Source organism: Microbacterium altimontanum, from assembly GCF_058349865.2.
Map to the genome: position 1 here is coordinate 24,068 of NZ_JBYRJB020000006.1, position 26,908 is coordinate 50,975.

At 69.6% G+C, this 26,908-nt stretch carries 24 protein-coding genes, 1 tRNA gene and 1 pseudogene; 12 read left to right on the forward strand and 14 right to left on the reverse strand.

Features of this window, described 5'->3' with window-relative positions; genetic code table 11:
- The first annotated feature begins 7 nt into the window (after positions 1–7).
- The 3 genes from AC3RX1_RS11670 to AC3RX1_RS11680 all read left to right on the forward strand — a co-directional run bounded on the left by AC3RX1_RS11670 (position 8) and on the right by AC3RX1_RS11680 (position 3,347).
- Positions 8–2,404: a transglycosylase domain-containing protein gene (locus AC3RX1_RS11670; protein ID WP_491501416.1), complete on the forward strand. Its 2,397-nt coding sequence runs from the start codon at positions 8–10 to the stop codon at positions 2,402–2,404.
- A 53-nt stretch (positions 2,405–2,457) separates the two neighbouring features.
- Positions 2,458–2,534 (forward strand) — tRNA-Pro (locus tag AC3RX1_RS11675).
- Positions 2,535–2,591: 57 nt separating this feature from the next.
- Complete coding sequence (locus AC3RX1_RS11680) at positions 2,592–3,347, forward strand: HAD-IIB family hydrolase (RefSeq protein ID WP_491501417.1); 756 nt, start codon at positions 2,592–2,594, stop codon at positions 3,345–3,347.
- Positions 3,348–3,516: 169 nt separating this feature from the next.
- On the opposite strand, the gene AC3RX1_RS11685 is transcribed toward AC3RX1_RS11680, so the two are convergent.
- The 4 genes from AC3RX1_RS11685 to AC3RX1_RS11700 form a co-directional block, all read right to left on the reverse strand.
- A complete protein-coding gene (locus AC3RX1_RS11685; protein WP_491501418.1) occupies positions 3,517–4,779 on the reverse strand; it encodes an alpha-hydroxy acid oxidase in 1,263 nt (420 codons plus the stop codon).
- 11 nt (positions 4,780–4,790) lie between these two features.
- The gene (locus tag AC3RX1_RS11690; RefSeq protein WP_491501419.1) at positions 4,791–5,507 is read right to left on the reverse strand and encodes a FadR/GntR family transcriptional regulator; all 717 of its coding nucleotides are present in this window, start codon (positions 5,505–5,507) and stop codon (positions 4,791–4,793) included.
- Between the two features lie 188 nt (positions 5,508–5,695).
- Complete coding sequence (locus AC3RX1_RS11695; protein WP_491501420.1) at positions 5,696–6,127, reverse strand: arsenate reductase ArsC; 432 nt, start codon at positions 6,125–6,127, stop codon at positions 5,696–5,698.
- Positions 6,128–6,284: 157 nt separating this feature from the next.
- Complete coding sequence (locus AC3RX1_RS11700; protein ID WP_491501421.1) at positions 6,285–7,601, reverse strand: FAD-dependent oxidoreductase; 1,317 nt, start codon at positions 7,599–7,601, stop codon at positions 6,285–6,287.
- Between the two features lie 87 nt (positions 7,602–7,688).
- On the opposite strand from AC3RX1_RS11700, the gene AC3RX1_RS11705 reads away from it, so the two are divergent.
- Entirely contained in the window at positions 7,689–8,045 is a 357-nt protein-coding gene (locus AC3RX1_RS11705; RefSeq protein WP_491501422.1) for a metalloregulator ArsR/SmtB family transcription factor, read from the forward strand.
- Between the two features lie 22 nt (positions 8,046–8,067).
- Here the strand turns inward: AC3RX1_RS11705 and AC3RX1_RS11710 are convergent, their stop codons facing one another.
- Positions 8,068–8,706, reverse strand: coding sequence for a thymidine kinase (locus AC3RX1_RS11710; RefSeq protein ID WP_491501423.1), 639 nt, complete (start codon positions 8,704–8,706; stop codon positions 8,068–8,070).
- Between the two features lie 42 nt (positions 8,707–8,748).
- Positions 8,749–10,737: a DUF5979 domain-containing protein gene (locus AC3RX1_RS11715; protein ID WP_491501424.1), complete on the reverse strand. Its 1,989-nt coding sequence runs from the start codon at positions 10,735–10,737 to the stop codon at positions 8,749–8,751.
- A 26-nt stretch (positions 10,738–10,763) separates the two neighbouring features.
- Between AC3RX1_RS11715 and AC3RX1_RS11720 the strand changes: the two are divergent.
- The 5 genes and pseudogenes from AC3RX1_RS11720 to AC3RX1_RS11740 all read left to right on the forward strand — a co-directional run.
- Positions 10,764–11,554 (forward strand): annotated as a pseudogene (locus tag AC3RX1_RS11720) (SulP family inorganic anion transporter); the annotation flags it as partial.
- A 261-nt stretch (positions 11,555–11,815) separates the two neighbouring features.
- The gene (locus tag AC3RX1_RS11725) at positions 11,816–12,136 is read left to right on the forward strand and encodes a sodium-independent anion transporter (RefSeq protein WP_491501705.1); all 321 of its coding nucleotides are present in this window, start codon (positions 11,816–11,818) and stop codon (positions 12,134–12,136) included.
- A gap of 1 nt (position 12,137) precedes the next feature.
- The gene (locus AC3RX1_RS11730) at positions 12,138–12,806 is read left to right on the forward strand and encodes a GAP family protein (RefSeq protein WP_491501425.1); all 669 of its coding nucleotides are present in this window, start codon (positions 12,138–12,140) and stop codon (positions 12,804–12,806) included.
- Between the two features lie 39 nt (positions 12,807–12,845).
- Positions 12,846–13,220, forward strand: a complete 375-nt coding sequence (locus tag AC3RX1_RS11735) for an SHOCT domain-containing protein (RefSeq protein ID WP_491501426.1) — start codon at positions 12,846–12,848, stop codon at positions 13,218–13,220.
- 64 nt (positions 13,221–13,284) lie between these two features.
- On the forward strand, positions 13,285–13,998 hold the full coding sequence (locus AC3RX1_RS11740; protein ID WP_491501427.1) for a GAP family protein: 714 nt from the start codon (positions 13,285–13,287) through the stop codon (positions 13,996–13,998).
- Positions 13,999–14,024: 26 nt separating this feature from the next.
- Here AC3RX1_RS11740 and AC3RX1_RS11745 read toward each other — a convergent pair whose 3' ends face one another.
- The 8 genes from AC3RX1_RS11745 to AC3RX1_RS11780 all read right to left on the reverse strand — a co-directional run bounded on the left by AC3RX1_RS11745 (position 14,025) and on the right by AC3RX1_RS11780 (position 23,904).
- The gene (locus tag AC3RX1_RS11745) at positions 14,025–14,729 is read right to left on the reverse strand and encodes a hypothetical protein (RefSeq protein WP_491501428.1); all 705 of its coding nucleotides are present in this window, start codon (positions 14,727–14,729) and stop codon (positions 14,025–14,027) included.
- 105 nt (positions 14,730–14,834) lie between these two features.
- The gene (locus tag AC3RX1_RS11750; RefSeq protein WP_491501429.1) at positions 14,835–15,899 is read right to left on the reverse strand and encodes an AI-2E family transporter; all 1,065 of its coding nucleotides are present in this window, start codon (positions 15,897–15,899) and stop codon (positions 14,835–14,837) included.
- Between the two features lie 19 nt (positions 15,900–15,918).
- A complete protein-coding gene (gene mqo, locus AC3RX1_RS11755; protein WP_491501430.1) occupies positions 15,919–17,376 on the reverse strand; it encodes a malate dehydrogenase (quinone) in 1,458 nt (485 codons plus the stop codon).
- Between the two features lie 65 nt (positions 17,377–17,441).
- Entirely contained in the window at positions 17,442–18,512 is a 1,071-nt protein-coding gene (locus AC3RX1_RS11760) for an aspartate-semialdehyde dehydrogenase (RefSeq protein WP_491501431.1), read from the reverse strand.
- Positions 18,513–18,664: 152 nt separating this feature from the next.
- A complete protein-coding gene (locus tag AC3RX1_RS11765) occupies positions 18,665–19,966 on the reverse strand; it encodes an aspartate kinase (protein ID WP_491501706.1) in 1,302 nt (433 codons plus the stop codon).
- A 61-nt stretch (positions 19,967–20,027) separates the two neighbouring features.
- Positions 20,028–20,972: a DMT family transporter gene (locus AC3RX1_RS11770; RefSeq protein ID WP_491501432.1), complete on the reverse strand. Its 945-nt coding sequence runs from the start codon at positions 20,970–20,972 to the stop codon at positions 20,028–20,030.
- 10 nt (positions 20,973–20,982) lie between these two features.
- Positions 20,983–21,576, reverse strand: a complete 594-nt coding sequence (gene recR, locus AC3RX1_RS11775; protein ID WP_491501433.1) for a recombination mediator RecR — start codon at positions 21,574–21,576, stop codon at positions 20,983–20,985.
- Positions 21,577–21,579: 3 nt separating this feature from the next.
- A complete protein-coding gene (locus AC3RX1_RS11780) occupies positions 21,580–23,904 on the reverse strand; it encodes a DNA polymerase III subunit gamma and tau (protein ID WP_491501434.1) in 2,325 nt (774 codons plus the stop codon).
- Between the two features lie 148 nt (positions 23,905–24,052).
- Between AC3RX1_RS11780 and AC3RX1_RS11785 the strand changes: the two genes are divergently transcribed.
- The 3 genes from AC3RX1_RS11785 to AC3RX1_RS11795 are packed head-to-tail and all read left to right on the forward strand — an operon-like array spanning position 24,053 to position 26,897.
- Positions 24,053–24,931 carry an SIS domain-containing protein gene (locus AC3RX1_RS11785; protein WP_491501435.1) on the forward strand — a complete coding sequence of 293 codons (879 nt, stop codon included), beginning with the start codon at positions 24,053–24,055 and terminating at the stop codon, positions 24,929–24,931.
- Between the two features lie 2 nt (positions 24,932–24,933).
- Positions 24,934–25,866: an ROK family protein gene (locus AC3RX1_RS11790; protein WP_491501707.1), complete on the forward strand. Its 933-nt coding sequence runs from the start codon at positions 24,934–24,936 to the stop codon at positions 25,864–25,866.
- The gene (locus AC3RX1_RS11795) at positions 25,863–26,897 is read left to right on the forward strand and encodes a 1-phosphofructokinase family hexose kinase (protein ID WP_491501436.1); all 1,035 of its coding nucleotides are present in this window, start codon (positions 25,863–25,865) and stop codon (positions 26,895–26,897) included. Before AC3RX1_RS11790 ends, AC3RX1_RS11795 begins: the two co-directional genes overlap by 4 nt.
- Positions 26,898–26,908 lie beyond the last annotated feature (11 nt).

Here is a 26,908-nt window from a genome sequence, read left to right on the forward strand (position 1 = left end):
TCGCCCTGTGGCCAAGGGTTCGCAACCACCGACGAACCGGACCGCCGCGGGGGTGATCGGCGGCCTGGTCGGCCTCGTCGCGCTCAGCGTGGTGGCCGGGATACTCCTCGCCGCCGCGGTCACCCCGGTGGTCGCGACGGGCAGCGTCGCCGCGACGAGCGCGATCGACACCTTCGACAACCTCCCCAGTGAGCTGCAGATCAACCCGCTGCAGCTGCCCACGACGATCTACGCGAAGAACCCGCAGACCGGCAAAGACGAGGCGCTGACCCAGTTCTACGACCAGAATCGCGTTCCCGTCACATGGAAGCAGGTCGCCCCCGTCATGTACGACGCGATCCTCTCCAGCGAGGACCCGCGCTTCTACGACGAAGGCGGAATCGACCTGCTCGGCACCACACGCGCACTGCTGTCGAACCTCCGCGGCAACAGCAACATCCAGGGCGGGTCGTCGATCAGTCAGCAGTACGTCAAGAACGTGCTCGTGCAGGACTGCTACTCCTCGGTCGACGACAAGAAGCTCACCCAGGCCCAGCGCGAGAAGGCGATCCAGGACTGCTACAACGAGGCCACGAACGCCGACGGCTCAGCCGGCTACGCCCGGAAGCTGCAGGAGATGCGCTACGCCATCGCGCTCTCGCAGAAGTACTCGAAGAACGACATCTTGCTCGGCTACCTCAACATCGCCAACTTCGGCGGCGTGACCTACGGCATCGAGGCGGCATCGCAGTACTACTTCGGCGTGCACGCCGCCAAGCTCACCCTCCCCCAGGCGGCGACGCTCGCCGGCATGGTGCAGAACCCGAACACGTACCGCATCGACCTTCCCGACAGCACGGCGAACGGCGCGGCGAATCACTACGCGCTGACGAAGCAGCGGCAGGAGTACGTGCTCGGGCGGATGCGGACGGCCGGCAAGATCACCGCTGCGCAGTACGCAGCAGCGATGAAGCAGCCGATCACGCCACACATCACGGCGCCGACGACAGGCTGCGCGAACACGACCGTGCAGTACTTCTGCGAGTACGTCACCTCGATCATCCGCACCGATCCGGCGTTCGGCGCGACCAGCGTCGACCGCGAGCAGGCGCTGCGGCAGGGCGGCCTGAAGGTGTACACCACCCTCGACGAGCGTCTGCAGAAGGTCGCGCAGGCCACCGTGACGAAATATGCGCCGGCGTCGGAACGGGCGTTCGGCTACGGCGCGACGATCGTCAACATCCAGCCGTCGACCGGCGACATCCTGTCCATCGCGCAGAACACCCACTACAGCACGACGTCGACATCGCCCGACTCCGGCCACACCAGCATCGTGTATGCCGGGAACAGCATCCAGGGCGCGAACGGCTTCCCCGCCGGGTCGTCGTTCAAGCTGTTCACCCTGCTCGACTGGCTCCAGAAGGGGCATTCGCTCAACGAGGTGGTGAACGGCACCGTGCGCGCGATCCCGCGTGTGACGAACTCCTGCCAGGGCGACTGGGTCAACACGAAGAACCTCGTCATTCCGAACTTCAAGAACGAGTCCGGTTACTACGGCACCCCGATGCAGTTCACCGCACAGTCGCTGAATTCGGGGTACTTCGGCATGGCGGCGAAGCTCGACCTGTGCGATGTGATGAAGGATGCGACGAAGCTCGGGGTCACTCTCGCGAACGGCACAGGTCCCGTCGTCATGGACAACCTCTTCTCGGTGATCGGCTCCAACGCCGTGTCGCCCATCGCGATGGCGGGCGCGTATGCCGCGATCGCGAACCACGGCACCTTCTGCCAGCCGCGGGTCATCGCGCGGGTGACGGATGCCGATGGGAACGACTTGCCGGTGCCGAAGCGCACCTGCAAGAAGGTCATCGACCCGGGAATCGCCGCCACCGCCGAGTACGCTCTGCAGGGGGTGATGCGGTACCCGCACGGCACCGCGGCCGCCGCGGACCCCCACGACGGCACACCGCTGTTCGGCAAGACCGGAACCCACAACGGCGAGCAGACGTGGCTCATCACCTCGAGCTCGGCGATGACATCGCTCGTGTGGTCGGGCGTCACCGACAACCACGGCGATCCCGACCTGGACCTGTTCCACTGGTACTACCGCGGCATCGACCTGGCCGACATCCGGTACGCCATGTCCGAGCGGATCCAGCGGGCCGCCGACAAGTACTACCCCGGCGGACCCCTGCCGGATCCCGAGGCGAAGCTCCTCGTCTACTCCGGGCGGTACCCGAACTACGGGTATCACCACAGCAAGCCGAAGAAGGGTGACACGTCGACCAAGCCGTCTCCTGCCCCGTCGACGAAGCCGTCTCCCGCCCCGTCGACGAAGCCCTCGGCGCCGGCCCAGCCCTCGACCGCGCCCTCGCCTCCCGCGAAGCCGAAGCCTCCGGGAAAGCCCGGTCACGGCCACGGCTGAGCCGCCGCGGTTCGGACCACCCCATCCCATCAGGTAGACTTGAACGGCTGCCACGGGGTGTGGCGCAGCTTGGTAGCGCGCTTCGTTCGGGACGAAGAGGCCGCAGGTTCAAATCCTGTCACCCCGACCATCAGAGGAGGTCGACCGCGAGGTCGGCCTCCTCTTCGCATGATGCGAAAGGATCCGGATGCCTACTCCCCGCCTGGTCGCCTTCGACCTCGATGACACCCTTGCCCCGTCCAAGAGCGCCATCGATCCGCGCATCGGCGACCTGCTCGTCGCCCTCGCGGAGCGCGTAGAGGTCGCGATCATCTCGGGTGGACAGCTCGCACAGTTCTCGAAGCAGGTGGTCGAACGGCTGCCCGACGCGCCGCTGAGCGTGCGCGAACGCATCCATCTCCTCCCCACCTGCGGCACCCAGTACTACCGCCTCACCGACGATGGCGTGCGCACCGTGTACGCGCATGCGCTCACCGACGACGAGAAGGCCCGCGCCCTCGCCGCGGTCGAGGAGGAGGCCCGGCGGCTCGGGTACTGGGAGGCCGAGCCGTGGGGCGACATCCTCGAAGACCGCGGCTCGCAGATCACGTTCTCGGCCCTCGGGCAGCAGGCGCCGCTCGAGGCGAAGGCCGCATGGGACCCCAACGGGGCGAAGAAGAACGAGCTGCGGGCGGCGGTCGCCGACCGCCTGCCCGATCTCGAGGTGCGCTCGGGCGGGTCGACCAGTGTCGACATCACCCACCGCGGCATCGACAAGGCATACGGGATGCGGCAGCTCGCCGAGCAGACCGGCATCCCGCTCGATGACATGCTGTTCGTCGGCGACCGCCTCGACCCCGACGGCAACGACTACCCGGTGCTCGTGCTCGGAGTCGACTGCAAGGCCGTGGAGGGCTGGGAGGACACGGCCGCGTTCCTCGACGGGCTCATCCCCACGCTGTAGGAGGACGCGCGCCTCACGGCCCTTCGACTCGCTCGCGCTCCGCGCGGGCTCGCTCAGGGACCTGACGTGGGTCGCTCCGCGCGGGCTCGCTCAGAGACCTGACGTGGGTCGCTCCGCGCGGGCTCCCTCGCTCAGGGGCCTGACGTGAACTCGCGCTGAGCCCGCGCGCTCAACGACCGGTGGTGATGACAGACGCGTCCTGGCCGACCGGCACGAGCCGGGTGAGCTGCGTCACGTGCTTCGGCTCGAGCTCATCGAGCGACGAGACGCCCAGGAGCTTCATCGTGCGCTCGATCTCGCTGCGGAGGATCGCGATCGTGCGGTCGACGCCCGCGCGGCCGCCCGCCATGAGGCCATAGAGGTAGGCGCGCCCGATGAGCGTGAACTTCGCGCCGAGCGCGATCGACGCCACGATGTCGGCGCCGTTCATGATGCCCGTGTCAATCATGACGGTGGCGTCCTTGCCTACTTCGCGCACGACCTCGGGCAGCAGACGGAACGGGATCGGCGCGCGGTCAAGCTGGCGTCCGCCGTGGTTGGACAGCACGATGCCGTCGACGCCCAGGTCGACGAGCTTCTTGGAGTCCTCGACGTTCTGGACGCCCTTGATGACGATCTTGCCCGGCCACATCTCGCGGATGACCTCGAGATCGTCGTAGCTGATCGTCGGGTCCATCGCGGCGTCGAGCAGCTCGCCGACGGTGCCGCCGGTCGTCGACAGGGAGGCGAACTCGAGCTTCGGCGTGGTGAGGAAGTCGATCCACCACCACGGCCGTGGGATGGCGTTGATGATCGTGCCGAGGGTCAGCTGCGGCGGAATCGAGAACCCGTTGCGCTTGTCGCGAAGCCGCGCTCCGGCCACGGGGGTGTCGACCGTGAAGAAGAGCGTGTCGAACCCGGCTTCCGCGGCTCGGCGCGTGAGCCCATACGAGATCTCGCGGTCGCGCATGACGTAGAGCTGGAACCAGTTGCGGCCGTGCGGGTTCGCCTTCTTCACGTCTTCGATCGACGTCGTGCCCAGGGTCGACAGTGTGAACGGGATACCGGCGGCTCCCGCGGCCCCAGCGCCGGCGATCTCACCCTCGGTCTGCATCAGGCGTGTGAAGCCGGTCGGCGCGATGCCGAACGGGAGCGCCGACCGGCCGCCGAGGATCTCGCACGACGTGTCGACCGCGGGCGCCGGCTTGAGGATCCCGGGATGGAACTCGACGTCTTCGAACGCCTGCCGGGCGCGCGCGATCGACAGCTCGCCTTCGGCCGCGCCGTCGGTGTAGTCGAACGCGGCGGCGGGGGTGCGCCGCTTCGCGATCGTCCGCAGGTCGGAGATCGTCAGCGCGTTCTCGAGCCGGCGCTTCCTGCCGTTCAGCTCGGGCTTCTTGAACTGCATGAGCTCGAAGATGTCGCCGAGGTTCGGAATCTGTCTGGTGACCATCTGCGGTCCTCTCAATCGCGGGTGAGCCCGGCATGCGCGTAATAGCCGGTGATGTGGTCGACGACGAGGTCGCGGGCGGCCTCCGGGTCGTCCGCCTCGATGGCGGCGACGATCGCGCGATGCTGACGCCTCAGGCCGGCCGCCGTGCCGGTCCAGTCGTTCACGCGCTCGGCCCCCGCGAGCACGTACGACTCGACGGACGTGCGGAGCCCGGCCATCATCGCGGCGACCACCGCATTGCGGGATGCCTCGGCCAGCGCGAGGTGGAACTGGGCGTCGAGCGCGAGGAACTCGGCAGGCGTGAGGTTTGTGTCGTCCATCGCGTCGAGCACCTGCCGCGCCGACGCCAGTTCCGCGCCCGTGCGGTCGGTCGCGAGCGATTCCGCGACGGCGGTCTCGAGGATGAGGCGGGTGCGCACGACGTCCTCGATCGGGAACCCCTGCGCCGCGACCTGCAGCCGGAGCAGCGCCGACATCCCGCCCTGCGGCGTCGCGATGACGATCGCGCCGGAGCTCGGCCCCGACCCGGTGGCGGTGCGGATGAGGCCGAGGACATCGAGGACGCGCAGCGCCTCGCGGACGCTCGAGCGCCCCACTCCGAGGCTCGCGGCGAGGTCTCGCTCGGGGGGAAGGTGATCGCCGGGTTTCAGGACGCCGTCGAGCAGATCGGTCTCGATCTTCTCGAGCACGACGCGCCAGGCGCGTGCGGGAACGGCACTGTCGACCACCCGAGCCCCCCTTCTGTGGTCTGACCACAGTACCGCCTTCCGGGCGTGAGCTGAAACGATGTGGCGGGACGGTTGTTTCGGCTCGCTCCGCGGTTCCTGAGCCTACGTCCGGAGTTGCATCGGCATGGCGGACGGGCTCGGCTGCATCAACGTCGTGGAATTGCGAGAGCGAGTGGCAGGCAACAGACTCAGCGGCCCTCCTGACCTGGATCATCGAGCCGGAGGACATCCGCGATCAGCGCCTCGACCCGCGTTCGGATCTCATCACGAATGCCGCGAACAGCAGCAGCGTCTTGACCGGCGGGGTCCTCGAGTTCCCAGTCTTCGTAGCGCTTGCCTGGGAAGACCGGGCAGGCGTCACCGCAGCCCATGGTGACGACCACGTCGGCTTCTCCCACGCCGTCGACGGTAAGCAAGGCTGGGGTGTTCCCCGTGATGTCGATGCCCGCTTCGTGCATGACCTCGATCGCGACGGGGTTGACCTGGTCAGCCGGTTCCGAGCCGGCGGACCGGACATCGATGCGGTCGCCGGCAAGATTTCGCAGGTAGCCGGCGGCCATCTGCGAGCGTCCGGCGTTGTGGACGCAGACGAACAGGACGGTGGGGCGCGAAACGGTCATACGGGGACTCCATTGCGGTGATCCAGTATCCGACATATTCCGCAGGGTCGCTCCGAGGTCGGAGGTGCCGTCTCCGCGACCCCTCCTCCGGCGATTCCCGCGGCGAAGATCGCCTCGACCTGCGGCGAGTCGTCCGCCGTCATCGGCCTCACGCAGGTCATGAGCAGCAGGACCCAGCGCCGATGTCGGTGGAGCAGACCCCGGTCGCCGGAAGTACCAGTTGCACCTCGGTGGCCGCGCGCATGTCGCCGTCGAGCCACGCGACCACCGAGCGGACCTGCTCGTAACCGGTGGCCAGCAGGAACGTCGGCGCACGGCCGTAGGACTTCATACCCACGATGAAGAATCCGGGGTCGGGGTGGCGCAGTTCGTCGAACCCGTGCCGGGCCACGGTGCCGCACGAGTGAAGGTTCGGATCGATGAGCGGTGCGAGTCGGCGAGGCGCTTCGACGATGTCATCCAGCTCAAGCCGGACTTCTCGCAGCATGCCCAGCTCGGGCCGGAAGCCGGTGGCGTTGACGACGACATCCGTGTCATGCGTTGCCGTCTCGCCGCGGCGCGACCCGACGAGGCGGATGCCGCCCGCGTGCGGTGCGACCTGGGTGATCTCGAACGAGTCGATCCTCTCGACGGCGCCACCGGCCACCAGTCGCTCGACCCGAGATCCGAGGCGTGCCCGGTCCGCGAGTTCGTCATCCGGTGAGGACGACACACGAACCGCGGAGCGGTTGCGGATGAGCCACGTGATCCGGGTGGTCGGCTCCCCCTTCGCAAGCCGGGCAAGGGCGAGGATCGTGTTCGCTGCGGAGTGGCCTGCGCCGACCACCGTCACGTGCTTGCCGGCGAAGAGTGCCCGGTCGGTGCCGAGCACATCTGGCAGAGCGTGCAGAATGCGCTCGGCAACCTGCTCGGCGCCGATGGGCGTAAGTCCTGCAGAACCCAACGGGTTCGGGGTGCTGTAGGTGCCCGACGCGTCGATCACACCCCGTGCACTCAGTTCGTTCACGGTGCCGTCGGCAGTCTGCAGCCGCACGAGGAACGGAGTCTTGTCCCGGCCGGCGGTTCTCGTCCGGTCCATGCCTTCGCGGGTCACCGCGACCACCCGCGTTCCGAAGCGGACGCGGGAGCCGATCTCGTCCAACTGCGCCAGCGGCTCGAGGTAGTCATCGACGAGCTCGTGGCCGGTGGGTGCCCGCCCCTCATCTGCCGGAGCGGCCCAGCCGTTTGCCTCCAGCAGACGCCGCGATGCCGGGTCGATGAGGTGTCGCCACGGCGAGAACAGCCGCGTGTGGCCCCACAGCCTGATGGACGACGCGACCCGGTCGCCGGCTTCGAGGACCACGAAGTCGATGCCGCGCGCGGCGAGGTTCGCCGCCGCCGCGAGACCGATGGGCCCGGCGCCGATGATGACCACCGGCAGTGTCGCGAGCCGGTCGATCGTGACGGTATGGGGCGTGAGATCGAGCAGAGTCACCACGAGAACCTCCAGAGCATCGATGAACGTCGATGTTCAGTATCAGGCTATCTATCGAAGCTTGTCAATATCGGGTATTCTCGATGTATGGTCCGCATGCTCGAGGTCACCGACACCGCCACCAGCGGCACGGCCTGCTGCGCGCCGCTCGTGAAGGAGCCCCTCGACCAGCACGACGCGGAGTCCCTGGCAGTGACGCTGAAGGCCCTCGCCGACCCGGCACGATTGCGGCTCCTGTCCATCGTCGCCTCCTCCGAGGGGCGAGAAGCGTGCGTGTGTGACCTCATCGACCCGGTCGGACTCTCTCAGCCCACCGTGTCCCACCACCTGAAGGTCCTCACAGAAGCTGGCTTCTTGAGCCGTTCCAAGCGCGGCACCTGGGCGTACTATCAGCTGCAGGCGGACGCCCTGGAGCGCGTCGCTCAGCTGCTCGCCTCGGCCTGACACCGCCACTACCACGCGGGTGTCAGCTGAGGCGGCCACCCGATTCACGCAGGTAGCACTCCGCGCACATCGACTCATACGTGATGCGGTCGGCGGTGAGCTCGTCGATCGCGACCTGGTCGCCCTCGAACACGAACCGCCCACCGACGAGCCGCGCATTGAACAGCGCCTTGCGCCCGCAGCGGCAGATCGTCTTGAGCTCCTCCAGGCTGTGCGCGAGCTCCATGAGCCGGCGGGAGCCCGGAAACGCCTGTGTCTGGAAATCGGTGCGGATGCCGTATGCCAGCGCCGGCACACCGTCGAGCACGACGATCCGCAGCAGGTCGTCGACCTGCCGGCGAGTGAGGAACTGCGCCTCGTCGATGAGCAGACATGCGACATCGGTGCCCGCGGCGGGTTGGATGAGCGCCTCGGCATCCCCGCGCACACGTGCCCGATGCTCGGCGAACAGCGCACGCAGATCGTCGTCAGGCCCGATGAGGAAGTCGACCGGACGCGACACCCCGAGCCTGCTCGAGATCCTGTCGGCATCCTTCGTGTCGATGACGGGCTTGGCCAGCAGAACCCGCTGCCCGCGTTCCTCGTAGTTGTATGCGGCCTGCAGCAGTGCGGTGGACTTCCCGGAGTTCATCGCTCCGTAGCGGAAGTAGAGTTTGGCCACCAGGAGAGTCTACGGAACCCCGCCGGTGGCCCCGCTCTGTCCTCAGTGCAGTCGATGGCGTCGGCGTCGCACGAGCATGAGCGCGACTCCGAGCAGGATCAGCCCTCCAGCTCCTCCGACCGCGCCCCAGGCGACGCCGCTGCCACCGGTGACGGGAAGCGGTGCGGTGAAGGTGTTCACGATGCTCACCAGCGCCGATGCCGTTCCGGATCGCGGGTCGGGGACCGTGACTGTCACGGGATCCGGCGTGACGTCGGCGCCGCCGTCATCCGTCTCCGTCACGGTGCACTCGGCGCCGATCGGCAGCGGCGAGATGACATCGGAGCGCAGCGTGACGCCGGCTCCCGTGCGCCGCAGGGTCACCGTGTCGCGGTACACGTCCTCCTCACCGTCGAACGCGCATATGACGGAGAAGGCGAACGGTCCGGTGGCCTCCAGCGCACCCGATCCGACGATCCTCTTCTCGATCTGCAGGGCTCCGGCACGGTACGTGTTCGTCACGGTGATCGTCGACGGGTTGTCGGGATCGTCCGTGGCGATCACGGTGCCGGACCCGTCGCCGCCGTCGGCTCGTGCCGGATCGTACGTCACCTCCGTCGCCATGCCCGTGTCGGTCTCGACCGCGGAGCAGTCGGCGCCGGAGAGCGTATCGACCGCGGCCGGGGTACCCGGTGTCACCTCGACGGTGACGGGGAATCCCGGGAGGACCGCACCGTTCGCGGAGCACGTCACATCGATGGGGAACGTCTCGGGCGCGAAGGTGGCGGCCTCGCCGTCGACCTGTTTGTCGACATACAGCACCGCGGGGTCGAATGTGTTCGTCACCGTGACGGTGGCGGTCTCGTCCGCATCCACCGAGATCGGCCCCTCGGGGTCGATCGACGACGCCGTCGCGCCCCCGTCGTCGGTCTCCGCGAAGCGGCACTGGGAGCCGGCCGCGATGTCGACGACGCGGGCGCTCAGAGGCGCTCCCCCGCCGAGTGTGATCTCGGCGGTCCTGGTCACCCGCGTGCCGCTCGCATCGTCCAGCGTGCACACCATGCGGACGACGAAGGGTCCCGACCCGTACTCGTCCGCGACGTCTCCGGTGACGCTCTTCACGACGTTGATCGCGCCGGCCTCGAACGGGCTCTCGATGTACGTGAGCCGGAAGCCGACCGTCGTCGCCGTCTCGTCGGCGGTCAGCGTGACGCCGGGGAACGTCCCGTCGCAGCCTTCCGGGCACGGGTCGTTCGCCGCATCCGTCCACTGGCCCGCCGCCGGATCGGTGCTTCCGGCGGGGAGCCGATACAGCTGGACGCCGGTGATCTGGTCGTAGGTGAGCAGCGGGTCGAGGCTCGGGCTGATCGGATCGATGCGCAGCAGATTGAACGCGTCGAACACGCTCTGGTCGAGGGCTGTGGTGTCGGGGTTCTGGGTGTCCGTGATGTCGATGCGGCCGGTTCCGGTGTATCCGCCCGTCGACCAGCTGAGGGTCGCTCCCGCCTGGGCCTGCGAACGCTCGGACACGCTGGGCACGTCCCAGTCCTTGTCGATCGGGTCGATGGCGCCGGGGTTGACCGGGGTGAGCCGCACGTCGTCGCAGGCCTCCTCGGACTGCCCCGGGGAGACCGTCGTGCTGGTGCCTGCCGAGCGCGCACAGTCGGTGATCGTCGTGTCGGAGTCCATCGGCACGTCGCCGTCGAGCGAGTACGTGAGGTTCGGACTCACCGACGTTCCCGGCGGGAAGCCGCCGGTGCAGTCTCCGCCGGCGGGCGCTGCCGTGTAGACGAGCCGGATGCCCTCGGCTGCCGCTCCGATGTCCTCGGGGATGGCGCCGTTGTAGATCGTCGCCCCGGTGATCGACTCCATCCCGGGCACCGGCTGCCACGAACCATCGGCTCCGCTCGGGTCTGTCGTGTACTGCACTGTCAGTGAGGAGCAGGCCGGCACCGGAGTTGCGGTCACCGACTGCGGGTCGAACGAGTCGTACCAGCTGTTCGGGTCGGGCATGGTCGACGGGTCCTGCACCGTGATGGTGGTGGCGTCCACCGTGGAGTCCGGAAACTTACGCGACGATGGCGCTCGCGCAGGCGATCATCTGCGGTCTGCTGCTGCTGGCCATGAGCGTGTTCAAGCTCGGCTTCCTCGCGAACTTCCTCTCCAAGCCGATCCTCGTCGGATTCGTCGGCGGTCTCGCACTCGACATCCTGGTCTCGCAAATCGCCAAGATGCTCGGCGTCAAGATCGACTCGGGTGGCGAATTCGTGGACAAGCTGGTCGGCCTGGTGTCGCACATCGGCACGCTGAACGTCTGGTCGCTGGTGATCTCCGTGTGCTCCGTGGCGGTGCTGCTCCTCGGCCGACGCATCGCGTCCGTCATCCCGTGGGCCCTCGTCGTGATGGTCGTCGCCACCGTGATCGTGGTCCTCACGCACGCCGACAAGGCGGGCGTCTCCGTGCTGGGCGCGGTGCCGGCGGGACCGCCGGCACTCACGTGGCCCATGCTCACGTGGGACAAGTGGCTCGCGCTCGTGCCCTCGGCGATCGCCCTGACCATGGTCACCGTGGCCGAGGGGCTGCTCGTCTCGCGCTCCTACGGCGAGAAGCGCCACTATGCGACGAGCCCCGACCGGGACCTTCTCGCCTTCGGGCTCGGCAACGTCGCCGCGGGGCGAGCGGCGCCTTCATGATGGGGTCGTCCACGAGCCGGACAGCGGCGATGGATCAAGCCGGCTCCCGCACGCAGCTGCCCTCGCTCGTCCTCGCCGTCGGAACCTTCCTGCTCCTGATGTTCGGCACCGGCCTGCTCGCGGACATCCCTTCACCCGCGATCGGCGCGATCGTCGGCGTCGCCGTGCTCCCCCTGCTGGGAGTCACGGAGTTCCGCACCCTCTGGCGGCTCGACCGGTTCGAGTTCGCGATCGGCGCCGTGTGCTTCCTCGTCACCCTGTTCGTGGGCTCCATCCCCGGCATCCTGGTCTCGTTCGTGCTGGCGCTCGTGAACATGGCCAAGCGCGCCGCCCATCCACCCATCGAGGTGCTGGAGTCCGACGACACCCCCACCGACTCGCTCCTCGAGGACGCCCCGGAGGGCTCGAGCACTGCACCGGGCGTGGTCGTGATCCGGATGGCGGCGCCGCTGTTCTTCGCCAACAGCGACACCTTCACGCAGTCCGTGAAGAAGGCCGTGACGGCTGCGGGCGGCGCGGGATCGGTGCACCACGTCGTGATCGATATGGAGGCGGTCACCGACGTCGATGTCACGGCGGCGGAATCCTTCGAGGGGCTGCGCCGGTGGCTCGACGACAACGGCGTGACGCTGGGCTTCAGCCGCGTGCGCTCCGGCGCGCGGGCGCGTCTCGGTCGTCTCGGCATCATCGCCGACGAGCCCGTCTACCCCACCAACCGCGCCGCGGTCGCGGCACTGTCATCCGCAACGGAGGCGTGACATGGGCAGCGCGATCGGACAGGCTCTCCCCCTCGCCGTCGGTGTGGCGATCAGCCCCATCCCCATCATCGCCGCGGTCCTCATGCTGCTGTCGCCCAGGCGCTCGACCAGCGTGGGGTTCCTCCTCGGCTGGGTGATCGGCATCATCGTGGCGATCACGGTGTTCACCCTGCTGTCGGCGGTCCTTCCGCAGGATGAGGAGAGCGGGGCGAAGCCCGTCCAGGGAGTCATCCAGCTGGTCCTCGGCGTGCTGCTCCTGCTGCTCGCCCTGGCACAGTGGCGGAAGCGGCCGCGGGGCGGCGCCGAGCCGATGATGCCGAAGTGGATGCAGGCGATCGACCGCATCACGTTCCCCGTCGCGCTCGGCCTGGGATTCCTGCTCTCGGCGCTGAATCCGAAGAACCTGCTGATGACCGCGAGCGCCGGCGTGGCGATCGGCGACGCGGCGCTGAACGCCGGCGGGACGGTTCTCGTCATCGCGATCTTCACGATCCTCGCCGCGTCCACGGTCCTGGTGCCGGTGATCGGCTACCTCATCGCCGCCGACAGGCTGCGCGCCGCGCTGGATGCGTTGCGCGGCTGGCTCATGAAGGAGAACGCGGTGATCATGGCGATCCTGCTGCTGGTGATCGGCGTGCAGATGATCGGAAAGGGTATCGGCAGCTTCTGAGCCGAGCCGTTCGAGTAGGAAAGAGAGAAAGAGAAGCTGATGGGATTCTGGGACTTCTTCTGGTACATGATCTGGGCGTTCTTCTTCATCGCCTACCTCATGGTGCTGTTCACGATCATCGCCGACCTGTTCCGCGACCGGGAACTCAACGGGTGGTGGAAGGCACTGTGGATCATCTTCCTGATCTTCGTGCCGTTCCTCACATCGCTGATCTACCTCATCGCGCGCGGCGGTGGGATGGCCGAGCGGAGCGCTGCGCAGGCGCGCGAGGCCCAGAACGCCACGGACTCATACATCCGCGGCGTCGCAGGCAAGAGTCCGTCGGAGGAGATCGCGCACGCCGCACAGCTGCTGGAGGCGGGCACGATCACCACCGAGGAATACGAGAAGCTCAAGGCGAAGGCGCTCAGCTGACGCACTGAGCGACGTTCCGGCCGCGGTGCCGCCGCGGCCGGAACACTCCTTCGAGGAGGCGGGGATGGGCGGACTGATCGTCGATCTCGTCCCGGTGACGCTGGGCGTCGTGCTCAGCCCGCTGGCCATCATGGCGCTCGTCGCCGTGCTCCTCTCCCGGCTCGCACGCGTGAACGGCGTGGCCTACCTGCTGGGGTGGCTCGCGGGGATCGTCGCCGTGCTCGCGCTGTTCAGCTGGATCTTCCGCTCCGCCGCCGTCCACGCGCAGCGTGAGCCGCCGCTCTGGGTCGCGGTTCTGCGTCTGCTTATCGGGCTCGTCCTCGTGGGTGGCGCCGTCTGGGTGTACCGCAAAGGTGCGAGACGGATCCGACGGATGGCAGCGGCGAGCACACCGAAGGATGTCGCGAAGGCGGCGACGCTGCCCGGGTGGCTTCAGTCGGTGTCGACGTTCCGCCCCGTGCGCACGTTCCTCCTGGGCATCGGCCTGTTCGTCCTCAACCCGGTCGACGCGTCGTGCGCGATCATCGCGGCGCTGGACATCGCCCTCGCCGATGTGACGGCGGGGCAGGCGACGGCGGTGGCGATCGGCTTCATCGTGATCGGCGTGCTGCCGGTCGCGGTGCCGGTGATCTGGCTGCTCGTCGCGGGCGCGAAGGCGCAGCCGGCCCTCGACGCGACGCGCGTCTGGATCGCCGGGCATACGCACGTCCTCAATGCCGCACTGCTCCTCGTCATCGGGGCGCTGCAGCTGCAGAAGGCGCTGACGGCGCTGGTCTGAGGAGCGCGCCGGTGCCGCGGCATCGTTCAGACGAGGACCGGGAACGTCAGCATGATGACGACCCCCGTCACCGCGACGGCGAGTGCGAGGCCGAGGAGCGCCCACTGCACCCATCCGGCGAGCCGGCGTTGCGCGACGGCGGTGAGGAACAGGACCAGGGCGAACAGCACGGTGAGGATCGTGTAGTTGTCGCCGCGCTGATTGCTCACGAGGGCGGCGGCGAACTTGGCGTCGGCGCGCTGCGTGAGCTGCTCCGCCTCACGCGTGCCGGGGGGCACGTACTCCGGCATCGCGAAGGGCCCCTGTGCGGCGCGGTCCCCGGCGTTCCAGGCGTCGAACGCGACACGGAACTCGGGTGAGAACCGCTGCTCGATGTAGGAGACGAGCGCGGCGTCGCCGCGTTCGTCCGCCAGAACCCACTGGGTCCAGATCGTGAGGTCGTACTGGCGCGCGTCACGCGCCTCGCCCTCCGCGGACGCCGCCTTCACGCGCGCGGTGGACGCCTGGCTGAACGAGATCGACATGTCGCCGCTCCACTTCGATGACTCGAAGCCGCGCCACGCCGTGATCACGGCGGTCACGGAGAGGACGATCACCGCCACGATCTCGAACACGTCGCTCTTCTTCGAAGCCGTCACCTCGTTCTCGCGCTGCTCCCGCGGTGCCGCCGTGTTCTCCCGCTGCTCCCGCGGTGCCGCGGCTTCGTCGCCGCCGTCTCGCCGAGTCTCCACGCGATGACGTTCGCACACGGCTTCGCCTCCGGGCCGACGGCATCACCCATTGCAGGGGAGGCGGCTGCCGTTGCGCAGGACACGACGCATCCGATCGCGGACGGATCAGTGAGCAGCATCCTCCCCCGACAGCCAGCGCAGCCATCGGGTCTCCGGATCGGGGCCCAGCAGAAGGGCACGCACCAGCAGGGTCAGCGGGATCGACAGGATCGCCCCCAGCGGCCCGATGATGAACGACCAGAAGATCACGGAGAAGAAGCTGAGGGTGAGGCTCAGACTGACGGCATCCGCCACGAACTTCGGCTGCACGAGCACCTGCAGCACGACATTCACGACGCAGTAGATGGCGATCACCGCAAGCATGAGCGGCCAGCCGCCCACCACGAGCGCGAGCAGCGCCGGCGGAATGAGCCCCACGATGAAGCCGATGTTCGGGATGAAGTTCGTCACGAACGCGAGGATCGCCCACACCACGGGTGCCGGAACCCCCACGGCCCACAGGGCGAGACCGTCGATGATCGCCACGGCCGCCCCGAAACCCGCGTTCACGACGTAGTACCGGCGCACGCCGGTGTTGAACGCGCGGAAGCGGTCCATCGTCGGCCGGATGGCGTCGCCAAAGCGCTCCTCGGCGTGACTGTATCGCGCCCCGTCGACCGCCATGAAGATCACGTACGCGAAAACGAAGAACAGGGCCGTGGCCACACCGAGGACGGTGCCGCCGAGGCTCGTCACGAACGACAGGATCTGCGCTGGGTCGAGCACGGCGGCGGTGGCGTCGGAGAGCTGCGTGTCGAGGCCCAACGAGCGCAGCCAGGACACGACGCCCTGTGCTGTCCCCTCGATCTCGTCGGTGAAGTCCACGACCAGCTGGGCGAACTGCACTCCGGCGAAGACGAGCATGAGCGCCAGGCCGATCAGCACGGCGAACCCGACGACGATCACCGCCGTCGTCGCCGCCCATCGCGGCCATCCGTGACATTCGAGCGGATGCCGGACGGGATGGCAGATGATCGCGATCACTGCGCCGAGGGCGAGGGGGCCGACGACCTCTCGTGCGAACCACAGCCCGGCCAGCACGACGACCGCTGCCGCCAGGGTGAGCAGGATGCGTGACGACGGGCTCAGCGCGGGCGGCTGAACGGACGGGTCTGCTGCTGGGCGTCTCACCGGGTCCGTCTTCCGCCGATCAGCGGTTGATCTCGAGGACCTCGGCCGTCTCGTCGACGGTCTCGCGGGCGAGGTGCGGCTCGTCGTTGAGCGTCTGGCCGAACGTCGGGATGAGCTCGCGCAGCTTCGGCTCCCACGACGTGTACTGCTCCGGGAAGCAGCGCTTCAGGAGGCCGAGCATGATCGGGACGGCCGTCGATGCTCCGGGCGAGGCGCCGAGCAGCCCGGCGATCGAGCCGTCGGCGGATGCGACGACCTCCGTGCCGAACTGGAGCTTGCCGTCCTTCATCACCTGAGCCCGCTGACCCGCCTGCAGGAGCGTCCAGTCCTCGTCCTTGGCCGTCGGCACGAACGTGCGCAGGCTGTCGACCTTGCGGTGGTGGTTCTTCGCCAGCTCGCCGACGAGATACTTGATGAGATCGAAGTTCGTGAACGCGACCTTCAGCATGCTGAACAGGTTCGAAGGGCGCACCTGGGTGACGATGTCCCACATCGAGCCGTTCTTCAGGAACTTCGGGCTGAACGTCGCGAACGGGCCGAACAGGACGGAGGCCTTGCCGTCGACGACCCGGGTGTCGAGGTGCGGCACCGACATCGGCGGAGCGCCGACGGATGCCTGCGAGTAGACCTTCGCGTGGTGCTGGGAGACGATCGACGGGTCGGTGGTCATGAGCCACTGGCCGCCGATCGGGAAGCAGCCGTAGCCCTTGATCTCGTCGATGCCCGACTTCTGCAGGAGCTTGAGCGCCCATCCGCCGGCACCGACGAACACGAAACGCGCCTTGATGCGGCCCGGCGCACGGCCGACCGTGCGGCGGTACTTGACGAGCCAGGTGCCGTCCTTCTGGCGCTTGAGGCTGCGCACCTCGGTGTTCGTCTGCACGCTCACGCCCTGCGAGCGCAGGTAGGTGAACAGCTGACGCGTCAGCGATCCGAAGTCGACGTCGGTTCCCGCGGGCACGCGGGTGGCGGCGAACGGCTCGCCCTTGCGGCGCTTCTGCATGAGCAGCGGCGCCCACTGGTTGATGACGCGCGAGTCCTCGCTGTACTCGATGCCGGCGAACAGCGGCTGCTGCTTGAGCACCTCGTAGCGGTTCTTGAGGTAGGCGACATCCTTCTCACCGCGCACGAACGTCATGTGCGGAGTGGGATTGATGAACGTCTTCGGGCCCTCGAGGATGCCGCGCTCCACCAGGCTCGCCCAGAACTGGCGGCTCTGCTGGAACTGCTCGTTGATGTTGATCGCCTTGGTCGGATCGAGCGTGCCGTCGGGCGAGGGCGGCATGTAGTTCAGCTCGCACAGGGCGGAGTGGCCGGTGCCGGCGTTGTTGAACGCGTTGGAGCTCTCCTCGGCGACGTCGCTGAGCCGTTCGAGCGCCGTGATCTTCCAGTCGGGCTGCAGCTCGTGCAGCAGGGCACCCAGGGTGGCACTCATGATGCCCCCACCGATCAGGACGACGTCGACGGTTTCAGTCACAATCCCTCAGTCTACTTCGCGCGCCTGACCGGACCGTGCGCGGGGCCGGGCCCGACGCTCGCTTGTCAGGCGTGGGCGACGAGACGCGCAGCGACGACCTCGGCGATCTGCACGGCGTTCAGCGCGGCGCCCTTGCGGAGGTTGTCGTTGCTGACGAAGAGCACGAGCCCGCGGCCCTCGGGCGCAGACTGGTCGACACGGATGCGCCCCACGAAGCTCGGGTCCTTGCCGGCGGCGGCAAGCGGCGTCGGAATCTCCTCGAGCACGACTCCGGGCGCGTCGCCGAGCACCTCACGCGCACGATCGGGGCTGATCTCGCGAGCGAACTCGGCGTGGATCGTCAGCGAGTGGCCGGTGAACACCGGCACGCGCACACACGTGCCGGCGACGCGCAGGTCGGGCAGCTCGAGGATCTTCCGGCTCTCGTTGCGCAGCTTCTTCTCTTCGTCGGTCTCGTTGTCGCCGTCGTCGACGAGGTTCCCGGCGAACGGGATGACATCGAACGCGATCGGTGCGACGTACTTCTCCGGCTCGGGGAAGTCGACCGCTCCCCCGTCGTGCACGAGCTCGATCGCGTTCGGCTGGGCGAGGACCGCCTCGGCCTGCCCGAGCAGCTCCTGCGCCCCGGCGAGGCCCGAGCCCGACACGGCCTGGTACGTGCTGACGATGAGCCGCTCGAGACCGGCGGCGGCGTCGAGCGGCTTCAGTACGGGCATGGCCGCCATCGTGGTGCAGTTGGGGTTCGCGACGATTCCCTTGCGTGCCTGATCGATCGCGTGCGGGTTCACCTCGCTGACGACGAGCGGGACGTCGGGGTCCATCCGCCATGCACTGGAGTTGTCGATCACGAGTGCGCCGGCCTCCGCGAAGCGGGGGGCGTGCGCGCGGCTGCCGGTGGCACCGGCGGAGAACAGCGCGATGTCGATGCCCGCGGGGTCGGCCGTGGCGATGTCCTCGACGGTCACCGTCTGCCCCGCGAAGTCGACGGCGGTGCCGGCCGAGCGCGCGGTTGCGAACAGCCGCAGATCGCTGATCGGAAAGGAGCGCTCGGCGAGGATCTCGCGCATGACGGTGCCGACCTGTCCGGTCGCGCCGACGACGGCGACGTTGAGTCCTGAATCGGAGATGCGGGTCATGGGGGAGTCCTCGCTCGGTCGGCGCGCCGATCCCGCGAAGCGCACGGAGCGGTCCGCCGGATGCGTCGTCGCAGGGTTTCGCCGATTCTACCGACGCCCGATGGGAACGGTCCGCATGTTGCGCTCGCGGGCCGTGATCGGGACGAGGCGCCTCAGCGACCGGTGCCGGCGTAAACGGTTGCGTCGACCTCGCCGTCCAGACCGAACGCCGAGTGCACGGCACGGGCAGCCTCGGCGAGATCGTCGCCGCGCAGCACGACGGAGATGCGGATCTCGGACGTCGAGATCATCTCGATGTTGATCCCGGCGATGCTGAGGGCCTCGAACAGGGTCGCCGAGACGCCGGAGTTCGTGCGCATCCCTGCGCCGACGACCGAGAGCTTGCCGATCTGGTCGTCGTGCACGAGATTCTCGTAGCCGACGTCGCCCTGTTCGACCGACAGTGCCCGGAGGGCGGTGGAGGCGTCGGCCTTCGGAAGCGTGAACGAGATGTCGGTGCGGCCCGTGGCTGCGGCGGAGATGTTCTGCACGATCATGTCGACGTTGGCACCCGATTTCGCCACGATCTTGAAGATCTCGGCGGCCTTGCCGGGCACGTCGGGCACGCCGACGACAGTGATCTTGGCCTGGCTGAGGTCGGTCGCGACGCCGGCGACGACGGGCTCTTCCATGTGATCTTCCTTCAACTGCGGGAACGTCGCCGCGAGTTCGGCGCGGCGTGCCTCGTCGACGACGAGAGTGCCGTCGGCCGAGCTGAACGTGGACCGGGCGTGGATCAGCACGCCGTGACGCCGGGCGTACTCCACGGCGCGGATGTAGAGGACCTTCGCGCCGTTCGCGGCGAGCTCGAGCATCTCCTCGCTCGAGATCGCGCTGAGCTTGCGCGCACGCGGCACGACGCGCGGGTCGGCCGTGAAGACCCCGTCGACATCGCTGTAGATCTCGCACACGTCGGCCTCGAGCGCGGCGGCGAGGGCGACCGCGGTCGTGTCGGAGCCGCCGCGGCCGAGGGTCGTGATGTCGCGGGTGTCGCGGTTGAACCCCTGGAACCCGGCGACGATCACGATCGCGCCCTCGTCGAGGGCCTCGCGCAGTCGCACCGGAGTGACGTCGACGATGCGGGCGGCGCCGTGGTGGGCGTCGGTGATCATGCCCGCCTGGCTGCCCGTGAACGAGCGCGCCTCGAATCCCATCGAGTGGATCGCCATCGCCAGCAGCGCCATCGAGATGCGCTCCCCCGACGACAGCAGCATGTCGAGCTCGCGGGGTGCGGGAATCGGCGCGACCTCGTTCGCCAGCTCCAGCAGCTCGTCGGTCGTGTCGCCCATCGCGCTGACCGCGACGACGACGTCGTTTCCGGCACGCCGCGAGTCGACGATGCGCTTGGCGACCCGCTTGATGCTCTCGGCATCGGCCACGGACGATCCGCCGTACTTCTGGACGATCAGCGCCACGTTGGAACTCCCGGACTGCGCGCTCTGGATGCGGGTGCGGATGCCGCGCCCGCCGTCCATCTTACGGATCGGCCTCCACCGGCCCGACCATGTGACGGGTGTCCGTGCTGCCGGTGACGACGGCTGCTGGACGGCGTCGCAGCCTTCCGCCGGTGGCGGCCACCCAGCATCCGATCAGCACGAGGGGGAAGCCGAGCAGAAGCCACAGGGTGAGGTGCTCGCCGAGGATGAGGATGCCGAGCGTGATCGCGACGAGCGGGTTGACGTACGTGAACAGCGGCGCCGTGACGGGACCGACCTCGGCGATGAGCGCGAAGAAGACGACGAAGGCCACGGCGGTGCACAGCACCGCGAGCGCCGCGAGGGAGACCGTGCTGCGCACGGTCGGCAGCTCGTGCTGGGTGAGCAGGGCGATCGGCAGGTACACGATGCCCACGGCCCCGAGTGCGAGGGTGATCGATCCGAGCGAGGGCACGTCGTGGAGCTTCGTCGCGACGATGAACGGGGCGATGGCGTAGAGCACGGCGGTGGCGAGCACCTCGGAGACGGCCACCAGGGTGGTCGCGACATCCGTTACCGCCATCCCTTGCCCCGCGACGACGACAGCGACACCGCCGAACCCGATCAGCAGTCCGGCGATCTTCGGCGGGACGATGGTGCGGTGGCTGCCGATGACGAACCCGATGACCGTGGCCCACAGCGGCACCGTGGCGACGAGCAGACCGGTGAGCCCCGACGGGATGGTCTGCTCGGCGTGACTCAGCAGGAAGAACGGGCCGCCCATCTCGACAGCGGCGAACGCGAGCACCCAGTGCCACTTGCGCAGCGCGGGCATGAGCGCCTTGCGCTGCAGGGCGAGCGGGAGGAGCAGGAGTGCGCCGACGAGGGTGCGGCCGCTGACCACCGCGGCGGGCGAGAACGAGTCGACGGCCTCGCGGATGAACAGATACGGCACGCCCCACAGCACCGCCATGGCGGCGAACAGCCACCAGCCCTTTGCGCTCATCCCTGCATCATCACACGGACCTCCGACCCTCGAACGCGCGCCCGAGGGTGACCTCGTCGGCGTACTCGAGGTCGCCGCCGACCGGGAGTCCGGAGGCGAGCCGGGTGACGGCGATCTGCAGCGTGTTCAGTAGGCGGCTGAGGTATGTCGCGGTCGCCTCGCCCTCGAGGTTCGGATTCGTGGCGAGGATGACCTCCTGCACGGTGCCGTCGGCGAGGCGCTGCATCAGCTGGGCGATGCGCAGGTCGTCGGGGCCGATGCCCGCGATGGGGCTGATGGCGCCCCCGAGCACGTGGTAGAGCCCGCGGAACTCGCGCGTGCGCTCGATGGCCGCGACATCCTTCGCGTCCTCGACGACGCAGATGAGCGTCTGGTTGCGGCGCGGGTCGCGGCAGATCGCGCAGCGGTCCTGCTCGGAGACGTTGCCGCACACTTCGCAGAAGCGCACCTTCTCGCGCACCTCGCCGAGCAGCTGCGACAGCTTCGACACGTCGAAGCCGGGTGTCTGGAGGATGTGGAACGCGATGCGCTGGGCCGACTTGGGGCCGATGCCCGGAAGCCGGCCGAACTCGTCGATCAGGTCCTGGACGATGCCGTCATACATGGATTACTGGAACCTCGTGGGCGATTCGTAGGGCTCTTCGCGCAGGAACGTCGCGCCCAGCACCTGGCGGACGACGGCCTCGCCGACGCGTTCGACGCCGTCGTCGCGGATCGTGGCGACGGGCGGAATGTAGCCGATCGGCGCCGGCTGCTCGCCGAGCTCCTCTGCCTCCCGCTCGTCGTCGTCGGGTTCGACGGATGTCTCGACCTCGCGGGTCGGGAGGACCTCGCCTTCGCGCGGCGGCGCGAGCGTGGCGACGCGCGAGCGGGCGGGGGCCGCGTCTTCGGGCTCGTCGTCGACCGCGAACTGGCCCGCCCGGGCCTCGGTGTCCTGTGGGATGGGCGCGACCGCCCAGTCGGTGACCGGGGCCGCCTGCGCAGCGGTCGATCCACCGCGGTCGGGTGAGGCGACGGACGGCCTGGGTGCCAGGCGCGCGGTCGACGGCGCGTTCCCTGACGGCGCCGGTGCGGCGGGATGCGTCGGGGCCGGGCCGCGGCCGGGGCCGTCACCGGGACCGCCGCTCGCGGGACCGCCGGCCTCGGTGTGGCGGGCGATGTACTTGACCCGGACGCCGAGGGTCGCCTTGATCGCCTGGCGCAGGTCTTCGCTCGGGCCGGCGCCGGCTTGCAGCTTCTTGAATTTCGCGACATCGGCGGCGCTGGCGAAGTTGAGCGTGAGCACGTCGTCGGCGAATGCCGTGGCGCTCGCGGCGCACGCGACGAGCCACGACGACCGATCGATCGCCTCGAGGCGGCGGAGGATGTCGGGCCACGCCTCGTGGATGCGCTCGAGTGTGACCGGGCCCGCGGGGGGTGCCGGCTCCAGCTCGGACGCCGTTTCGGCCCTCTGCGCTCGCTCGTCGACCGGGGCGGAAGCCGGAGGCGCCGGAGAGGTCGCCGTGGGCTGCGCGGGGGCATTGCCCTGGGGCGGCGTGTCCGCCGACGGGGCCCCCGCGGGGCGAGGAGCCGCGTCGGGTTCCGACGGGCGCTCGGCTGCCGGCGTCGGCTGGACAGCGGGGCGGTCGGCGGAGGCGGACGTCGGCTGGACGGCGGGGCCGTCGCCGGCGGCGGGCGTCGGCTGAGCGCCGGACGCGGGACGGGCTTCCGGACGCTCGGCAGCCGGAGAGGTCGGCTGAGCGCCGGGGCGCGGAGCGGCCGGCGCCGCCGCCGGGGCGGCGGCGGTGTCGACGCGCTGCGGGTGCTCGGCGGCTGAGGCGGCGGCGGCCGGGGCGCCGTGCGCGAGGACGCGCGCCACCATGAGCTCGAGCTGCAGGCGCGGCGACGTCGCACCGGTCATCTCGTCGAGGGTCGACACGACGATGTCGGCTATGCGCGAGAGCCGTTCGGCGCCGAACGCCGTCGCCTGGTGCGACATCCGCTCCAGCTCGTCGGCGGGCACTCCGCGCAGCACGGCGGAGGCTCCTTCGCCGGTCGCGGCGACGATGATGAGGTCACGCAGCCGTTCGAGCAGGTCGTCGACGAACCGACGCGGGTCCTGCCCGGTCTGGATGACACGGTCGACCGCAGAGAACGCGGCTCCGGCGCCCTGAGCGCCGAACGCGTCGACGACCTCATCGAGAAGCTCGGCCGGGGTGTAGCCGAGCAGCGCGACGGCGCGCTGATAGCTGACGGCTCCGCTCTCCGATCCGGCGATCAGCTGGTCGAGCACCGAGAGCGTGTCACGCGGCGAGCCGCCGCCGGCACGGACGACGAGCGGCAGCACGCCGGGCTCGACCTGAACGCCCTCCTGCGCGCACAGCTGCTCGACGTACTCGAGCATCGCGGCCGGCGCCACGAGCCGGAAGGGGTAGTGATGGGTGCGCGAGCGGATCGTGCCGATGACCTTCTCGGGTTCGGTCGTCGCGAAGATGAACTTGACGTGCTCGGGCGGCTCTTCGACGAGCTTCAGCAGCGCGTTGAAGCCCTGCGGCGTGACCATGTGCGCCTCATCGAGGATGAAGATCTTGAAGCGATCGCGGGCCGGCGCGAACACTGCGCGCTCGCGCAGGTCGCGGGCGTCGTCGACGCCGTTGTGCGACGCCGCGTCGATCTCGACCACGTCGAGCGATCCGCCTCCGCCGCGGCCCAGCTCGATGCAGCTGTCGCACTCGCCGCACGGGGTGTCGGTCGGCCCCTGGGCGCAGTTCAGGCAGCGGGCGAGGATGCGGGCCGACGTCGTCTTCCCGCAACCACGCGGGCCCGAGAAGAGGTACGCGTGCCCGACGCGATCGCCGCGCAGGGCCGTCATCAGGGGTTCGGTGACCTGCGACTGGCCGATCATCTCCGCGAAGGACTCGGGCCGATAGCGGCGATACAGAGCGGTGGTCACCCGTCCAGCCTACGGTGTGGCGCCGACACTGCGGCAGCGCCCGCGAAGCCGCCGCGAACGCGGCGCAGTCATGACTTTTCCTGATCTTTCTGGCGCGTTATGATCACTGGAAGTCATTCGCCGAGCCGCGTGACGGGAGAGGAACAGCATGACCGAGACGTTCGTCGACACCGAGATCGCCAGCCAGCCAGAAAGCTGGCGCCGTGCCGCCGCACTCGCCTCCTCTGTCCCCGATCGCCTGCCGTCGCGGAGCGCGCGCGTGGCGGTCGTGGGATGCGGCACCAGCTGGTTCGTGGCTCAGTCCTACGCCGTGCTGCGCGAGCAGGCCGGCCACGGCGAGACCGACGCGTTCTCGGGTTCGGAGTTCCCGCTCGAGCGCGCGTACGACCTCGTCGTCGCGATCTCCCGCTCGGGCACCACGACAGAGATCGTCGACCTGCTCGAGAGCACTGCACGCCCCACGCTGCTCATCACCGCGGTCGCCGACGCGCCGGCCGCCGCATCCGCCGACGCCGTCGTCGTGCTCGACTTCGCCGACGAGCAGTCCGTCGTGCAGACCCGCTTCGCGACCTCGGTGCTCGCGCTGCTGCGCGCGGCGCTCGGCGAGGACGTCTCCGAGGCCGCCGCCGACGCAGAGCGCGCGCTCGAGATCGACATCGCGCCGCTGCTGCGTGCCGACCAGACCACGTTCCTCGGTCGAGGCTGGACGGTCGGCCTCGCGGCCGAGGCAGCGCTGAAGACCCGCGAGGCGGCGCAGTACTGGTCGGAGTCCTACCCCGCGATGGACTACCGCCACGGACCGCTCGCGATCGCCCAGCCGGGTCGCAACGTCTGGGCGTTCGGCGAGGTGCCCGAGGGCCTGCGCGAAGACGTGGCCGCGACCGGCGCGACCTTCGTGCACCACGACCTCGATCCGCTCGCCGGGCTCATCGTCGCCCAGCGGTTCGCCGTCGGGCTCGCGAAGGAGCGGGGCCTCGACCCCGACCGCCCCCGCTCGCTGACGCGCTCTGTCATCCTGTCCGAGTGAGCATGTCGGCACTGCTGCGCCTCGACCCCGGGGTCGCGGTCCTGGCGTTCGATGTCGGCGGCACCGACGTCAAGGCGGCCACGGTCGCGCCCGACGGGGTCATGTCGACGCCGACGCGGGTGCCGACGCCTCGGCCGTCGCCGCGGATCGTCGCCGACGTCCTCGAACTCCTGGCGCGCACCGCCGACGACGTCGCCGACCGCGCCGCTGTCGCGGCGGTCGGGCTCGCCCTGCCCGGGATCGTGGACGACGATGCGGGCGTCGCCGTCGCCTCCGAGAACCTGTGCTGGGAGGACGTGCCGTTCCGCGACCTGCTCGCCGAGCGGCTCGGTGTACCCGTCACGCTGACGCACGACGTGCGGGCCGCGGCGTTCGCCGAGCTGCGGGTGGGCGCCGCCCGCGACCTGCGTGATGCCCTGATCATGACGGTCGGCACCGGCATCGCCGCGGGCGTGGTGATCGACGGTCGCGTGATCGTGCGGGAGGGGTTCGCGGGTGAGATCGGCCACGCCGTCGTGCGGCCGGGCGGCGAGGCGTGCATGTGCGGAAACCGCGGGTGCCTCGAGGCCACGGCCTCGGCGGCAGCGATCGCCCGCCGCTACTCCCGCGCCACCGGCACCCCCGTCGCCGGCGCGCGAGAGGTGCTGGCGCGCGTGGGCGACGATCCTGCGGCACGAGAGATCTGGGATGACGCGGTCGACGCCCTCGCGTTCGGCCTCTCGCACGTGTGCGCCGCGCTGGCTCCCGAAGCCATCGTGATCGCCGGCGGCCTGTCGGAAGCCGGTGACGCGCTGCTGGCGCCGTTGCAGGAGCGCCTCGACGCGTACTTCCCGATGCGCTCGACGCCGCTCATGAAGGCGCGTCTCGGCGGCGACGCCGGTGTGGTGGGCGCCGCGCTGCGGGCGCGGGAGCTCGCCGAGGGCGCACGGCGATGATCGTCACCGTGACCCCCAATCCGGCGATCGACGTCACGATCGACGTGCCGGTGCTGCGCCTCGGCGCGAGCCACGTCATCGAGGGGGCGCGCCGCCGCGCGGGTGGCAAGGGACTCAACGTCGCTCGCGTGCTCGCCCAGACCGGTCACGACGCGGTGGCGACCGGGCCGGTCGGGGCCGACGACCTCGGCTGGTTCATCACCGACCTCGCGGGGGTCGATGTGCGGATGACGCCCTGCGCGACCGCCACCCGCAGCACGTACGCAGTGGTCGAGGCGGGAGTCGCCCGCACGACTCAGCTGAACGAGCGGGGCACCGCACGCACAGTCGCCGAATGGGAGGCGGTGCTCGCCGCCGTGCGCGCTGCGCTCCCCGGCGCCCGCTGCCTCACGATCTCCGGGTCGCTTCCGCCCGCCACGCCCGCCGATGTCGTCCCCCGACTGATCCGGGCGGCGCAGGATGCCGGCGTCAGGGTGGTCGCGGACCTCACCGGCGACGCCCTCCTGGCCGCCGCCGCGGCCGGGGCCGACGTTCTCAAGCCGAACCGCGACGAGCTCGCCGCCACCGTCGGCACCGACGATCCGATGGCCGGCGCGGCCATGCTGCAGGATGCCGGAGCCCGGCTCGTGCTCGTGTCGCTCGGCGAGGACGGACTCGTGGCAGTGCCGCCCCGCGACACCGAAAGCACAGTGCCGCCCCACGACACCGAACACGCAGTGCCGCCCCGCGACACCGAAGGAACAGCGCCGCCCCGCGACGCCGAAAGCACCGCGACCACCCGACGCTCCGGCCGAGCCGTCCACGCCCGGCTTCCCCGCCCCCTGCGCGGCAACGCCACCGGCGCCGGCGACGCCGCGGTCGCCGCGGTCGCCGCGTGCCTCGACGAGGGCCTCGACCTGTCGGCCGATCTCGACGAGCTCGTGCGGCGCGCGGCGGCGTGGTCGGCGGCCGCCGTGCTCGCACCGCTCGCCGGCGCCCTCGACCCGTCCCATCCCGAGCTCGCCGCCGCCGTCGAGCTCCGGCACGACTGAGACCCTGCGAA

Excerpts from the sequence above, each read along its gene's own strand:
- AC3RX1_RS11770 (WP_491501432.1), bottom strand. The coding sequence starts at position 20,972 with ATGAGCGCAAAGGGCTGGTGGCTGTTCGCCGCCATGGCGGTGCTGTGG.
- AC3RX1_RS11695 (WP_491501420.1), bottom strand. The coding sequence starts at position 6,127 with ATGACCGTTTCGCGCCCCACCGTCCTGTTCGTCTGCGTCCACAACGCC.
- AC3RX1_RS11795 (WP_491501436.1), top strand. The coding sequence starts at position 25,863 with ATGATCGTCACCGTGACCCCCAATCCGGCGATCGACGTCACGATCGAC.
- AC3RX1_RS11740 (WP_491501427.1), top strand. The coding sequence starts at position 13,285 with ATGGGCGGACTGATCGTCGATCTCGTCCCGGTGACGCTGGGCGTCGTG.
- AC3RX1_RS11790 (WP_491501707.1), top strand. The coding sequence starts at position 24,934 with ATGTCGGCACTGCTGCGCCTCGACCCCGGGGTCGCGGTCCTGGCGTTC.
- AC3RX1_RS11730 (WP_491501425.1), top strand. The coding sequence starts at position 12,138 with ATGGGCAGCGCGATCGGACAGGCTCTCCCCCTCGCCGTCGGTGTGGCG.
- recR (WP_491501433.1), bottom strand. The coding sequence starts at position 21,576 with ATGTATGACGGCATCGTCCAGGACCTGATCGACGAGTTCGGCCGGCTT.
- AC3RX1_RS11685 (WP_491501418.1), bottom strand. The coding sequence starts at position 4,779 with ATGGTCACCAGACAGATTCCGAACCTCGGCGACATCTTCGAGCTCATG.
- AC3RX1_RS11760 (WP_491501431.1), bottom strand. The coding sequence starts at position 18,512 with ATGACCCGCATCTCCGATTCAGGACTCAACGTCGCCGTCGTCGGCGCG.
- AC3RX1_RS11725 (WP_491501705.1), top strand. The coding sequence starts at position 11,816 with ATGGCGGCGCCGCTGTTCTTCGCCAACAGCGACACCTTCACGCAGTCC.
- AC3RX1_RS11735 (WP_491501426.1), top strand. The coding sequence starts at position 12,846 with ATGGGATTCTGGGACTTCTTCTGGTACATGATCTGGGCGTTCTTCTTC.
- AC3RX1_RS11705 (WP_491501422.1), top strand. The coding sequence starts at position 7,689 with ATGGTCCGCATGCTCGAGGTCACCGACACCGCCACCAGCGGCACGGCC.
- AC3RX1_RS11680 (WP_491501417.1), top strand. The coding sequence starts at position 2,592 with ATGCCTACTCCCCGCCTGGTCGCCTTCGACCTCGATGACACCCTTGCC.
- AC3RX1_RS11785 (WP_491501435.1), top strand. The coding sequence starts at position 24,053 with ATGACCGAGACGTTCGTCGACACCGAGATCGCCAGCCAGCCAGAAAGC.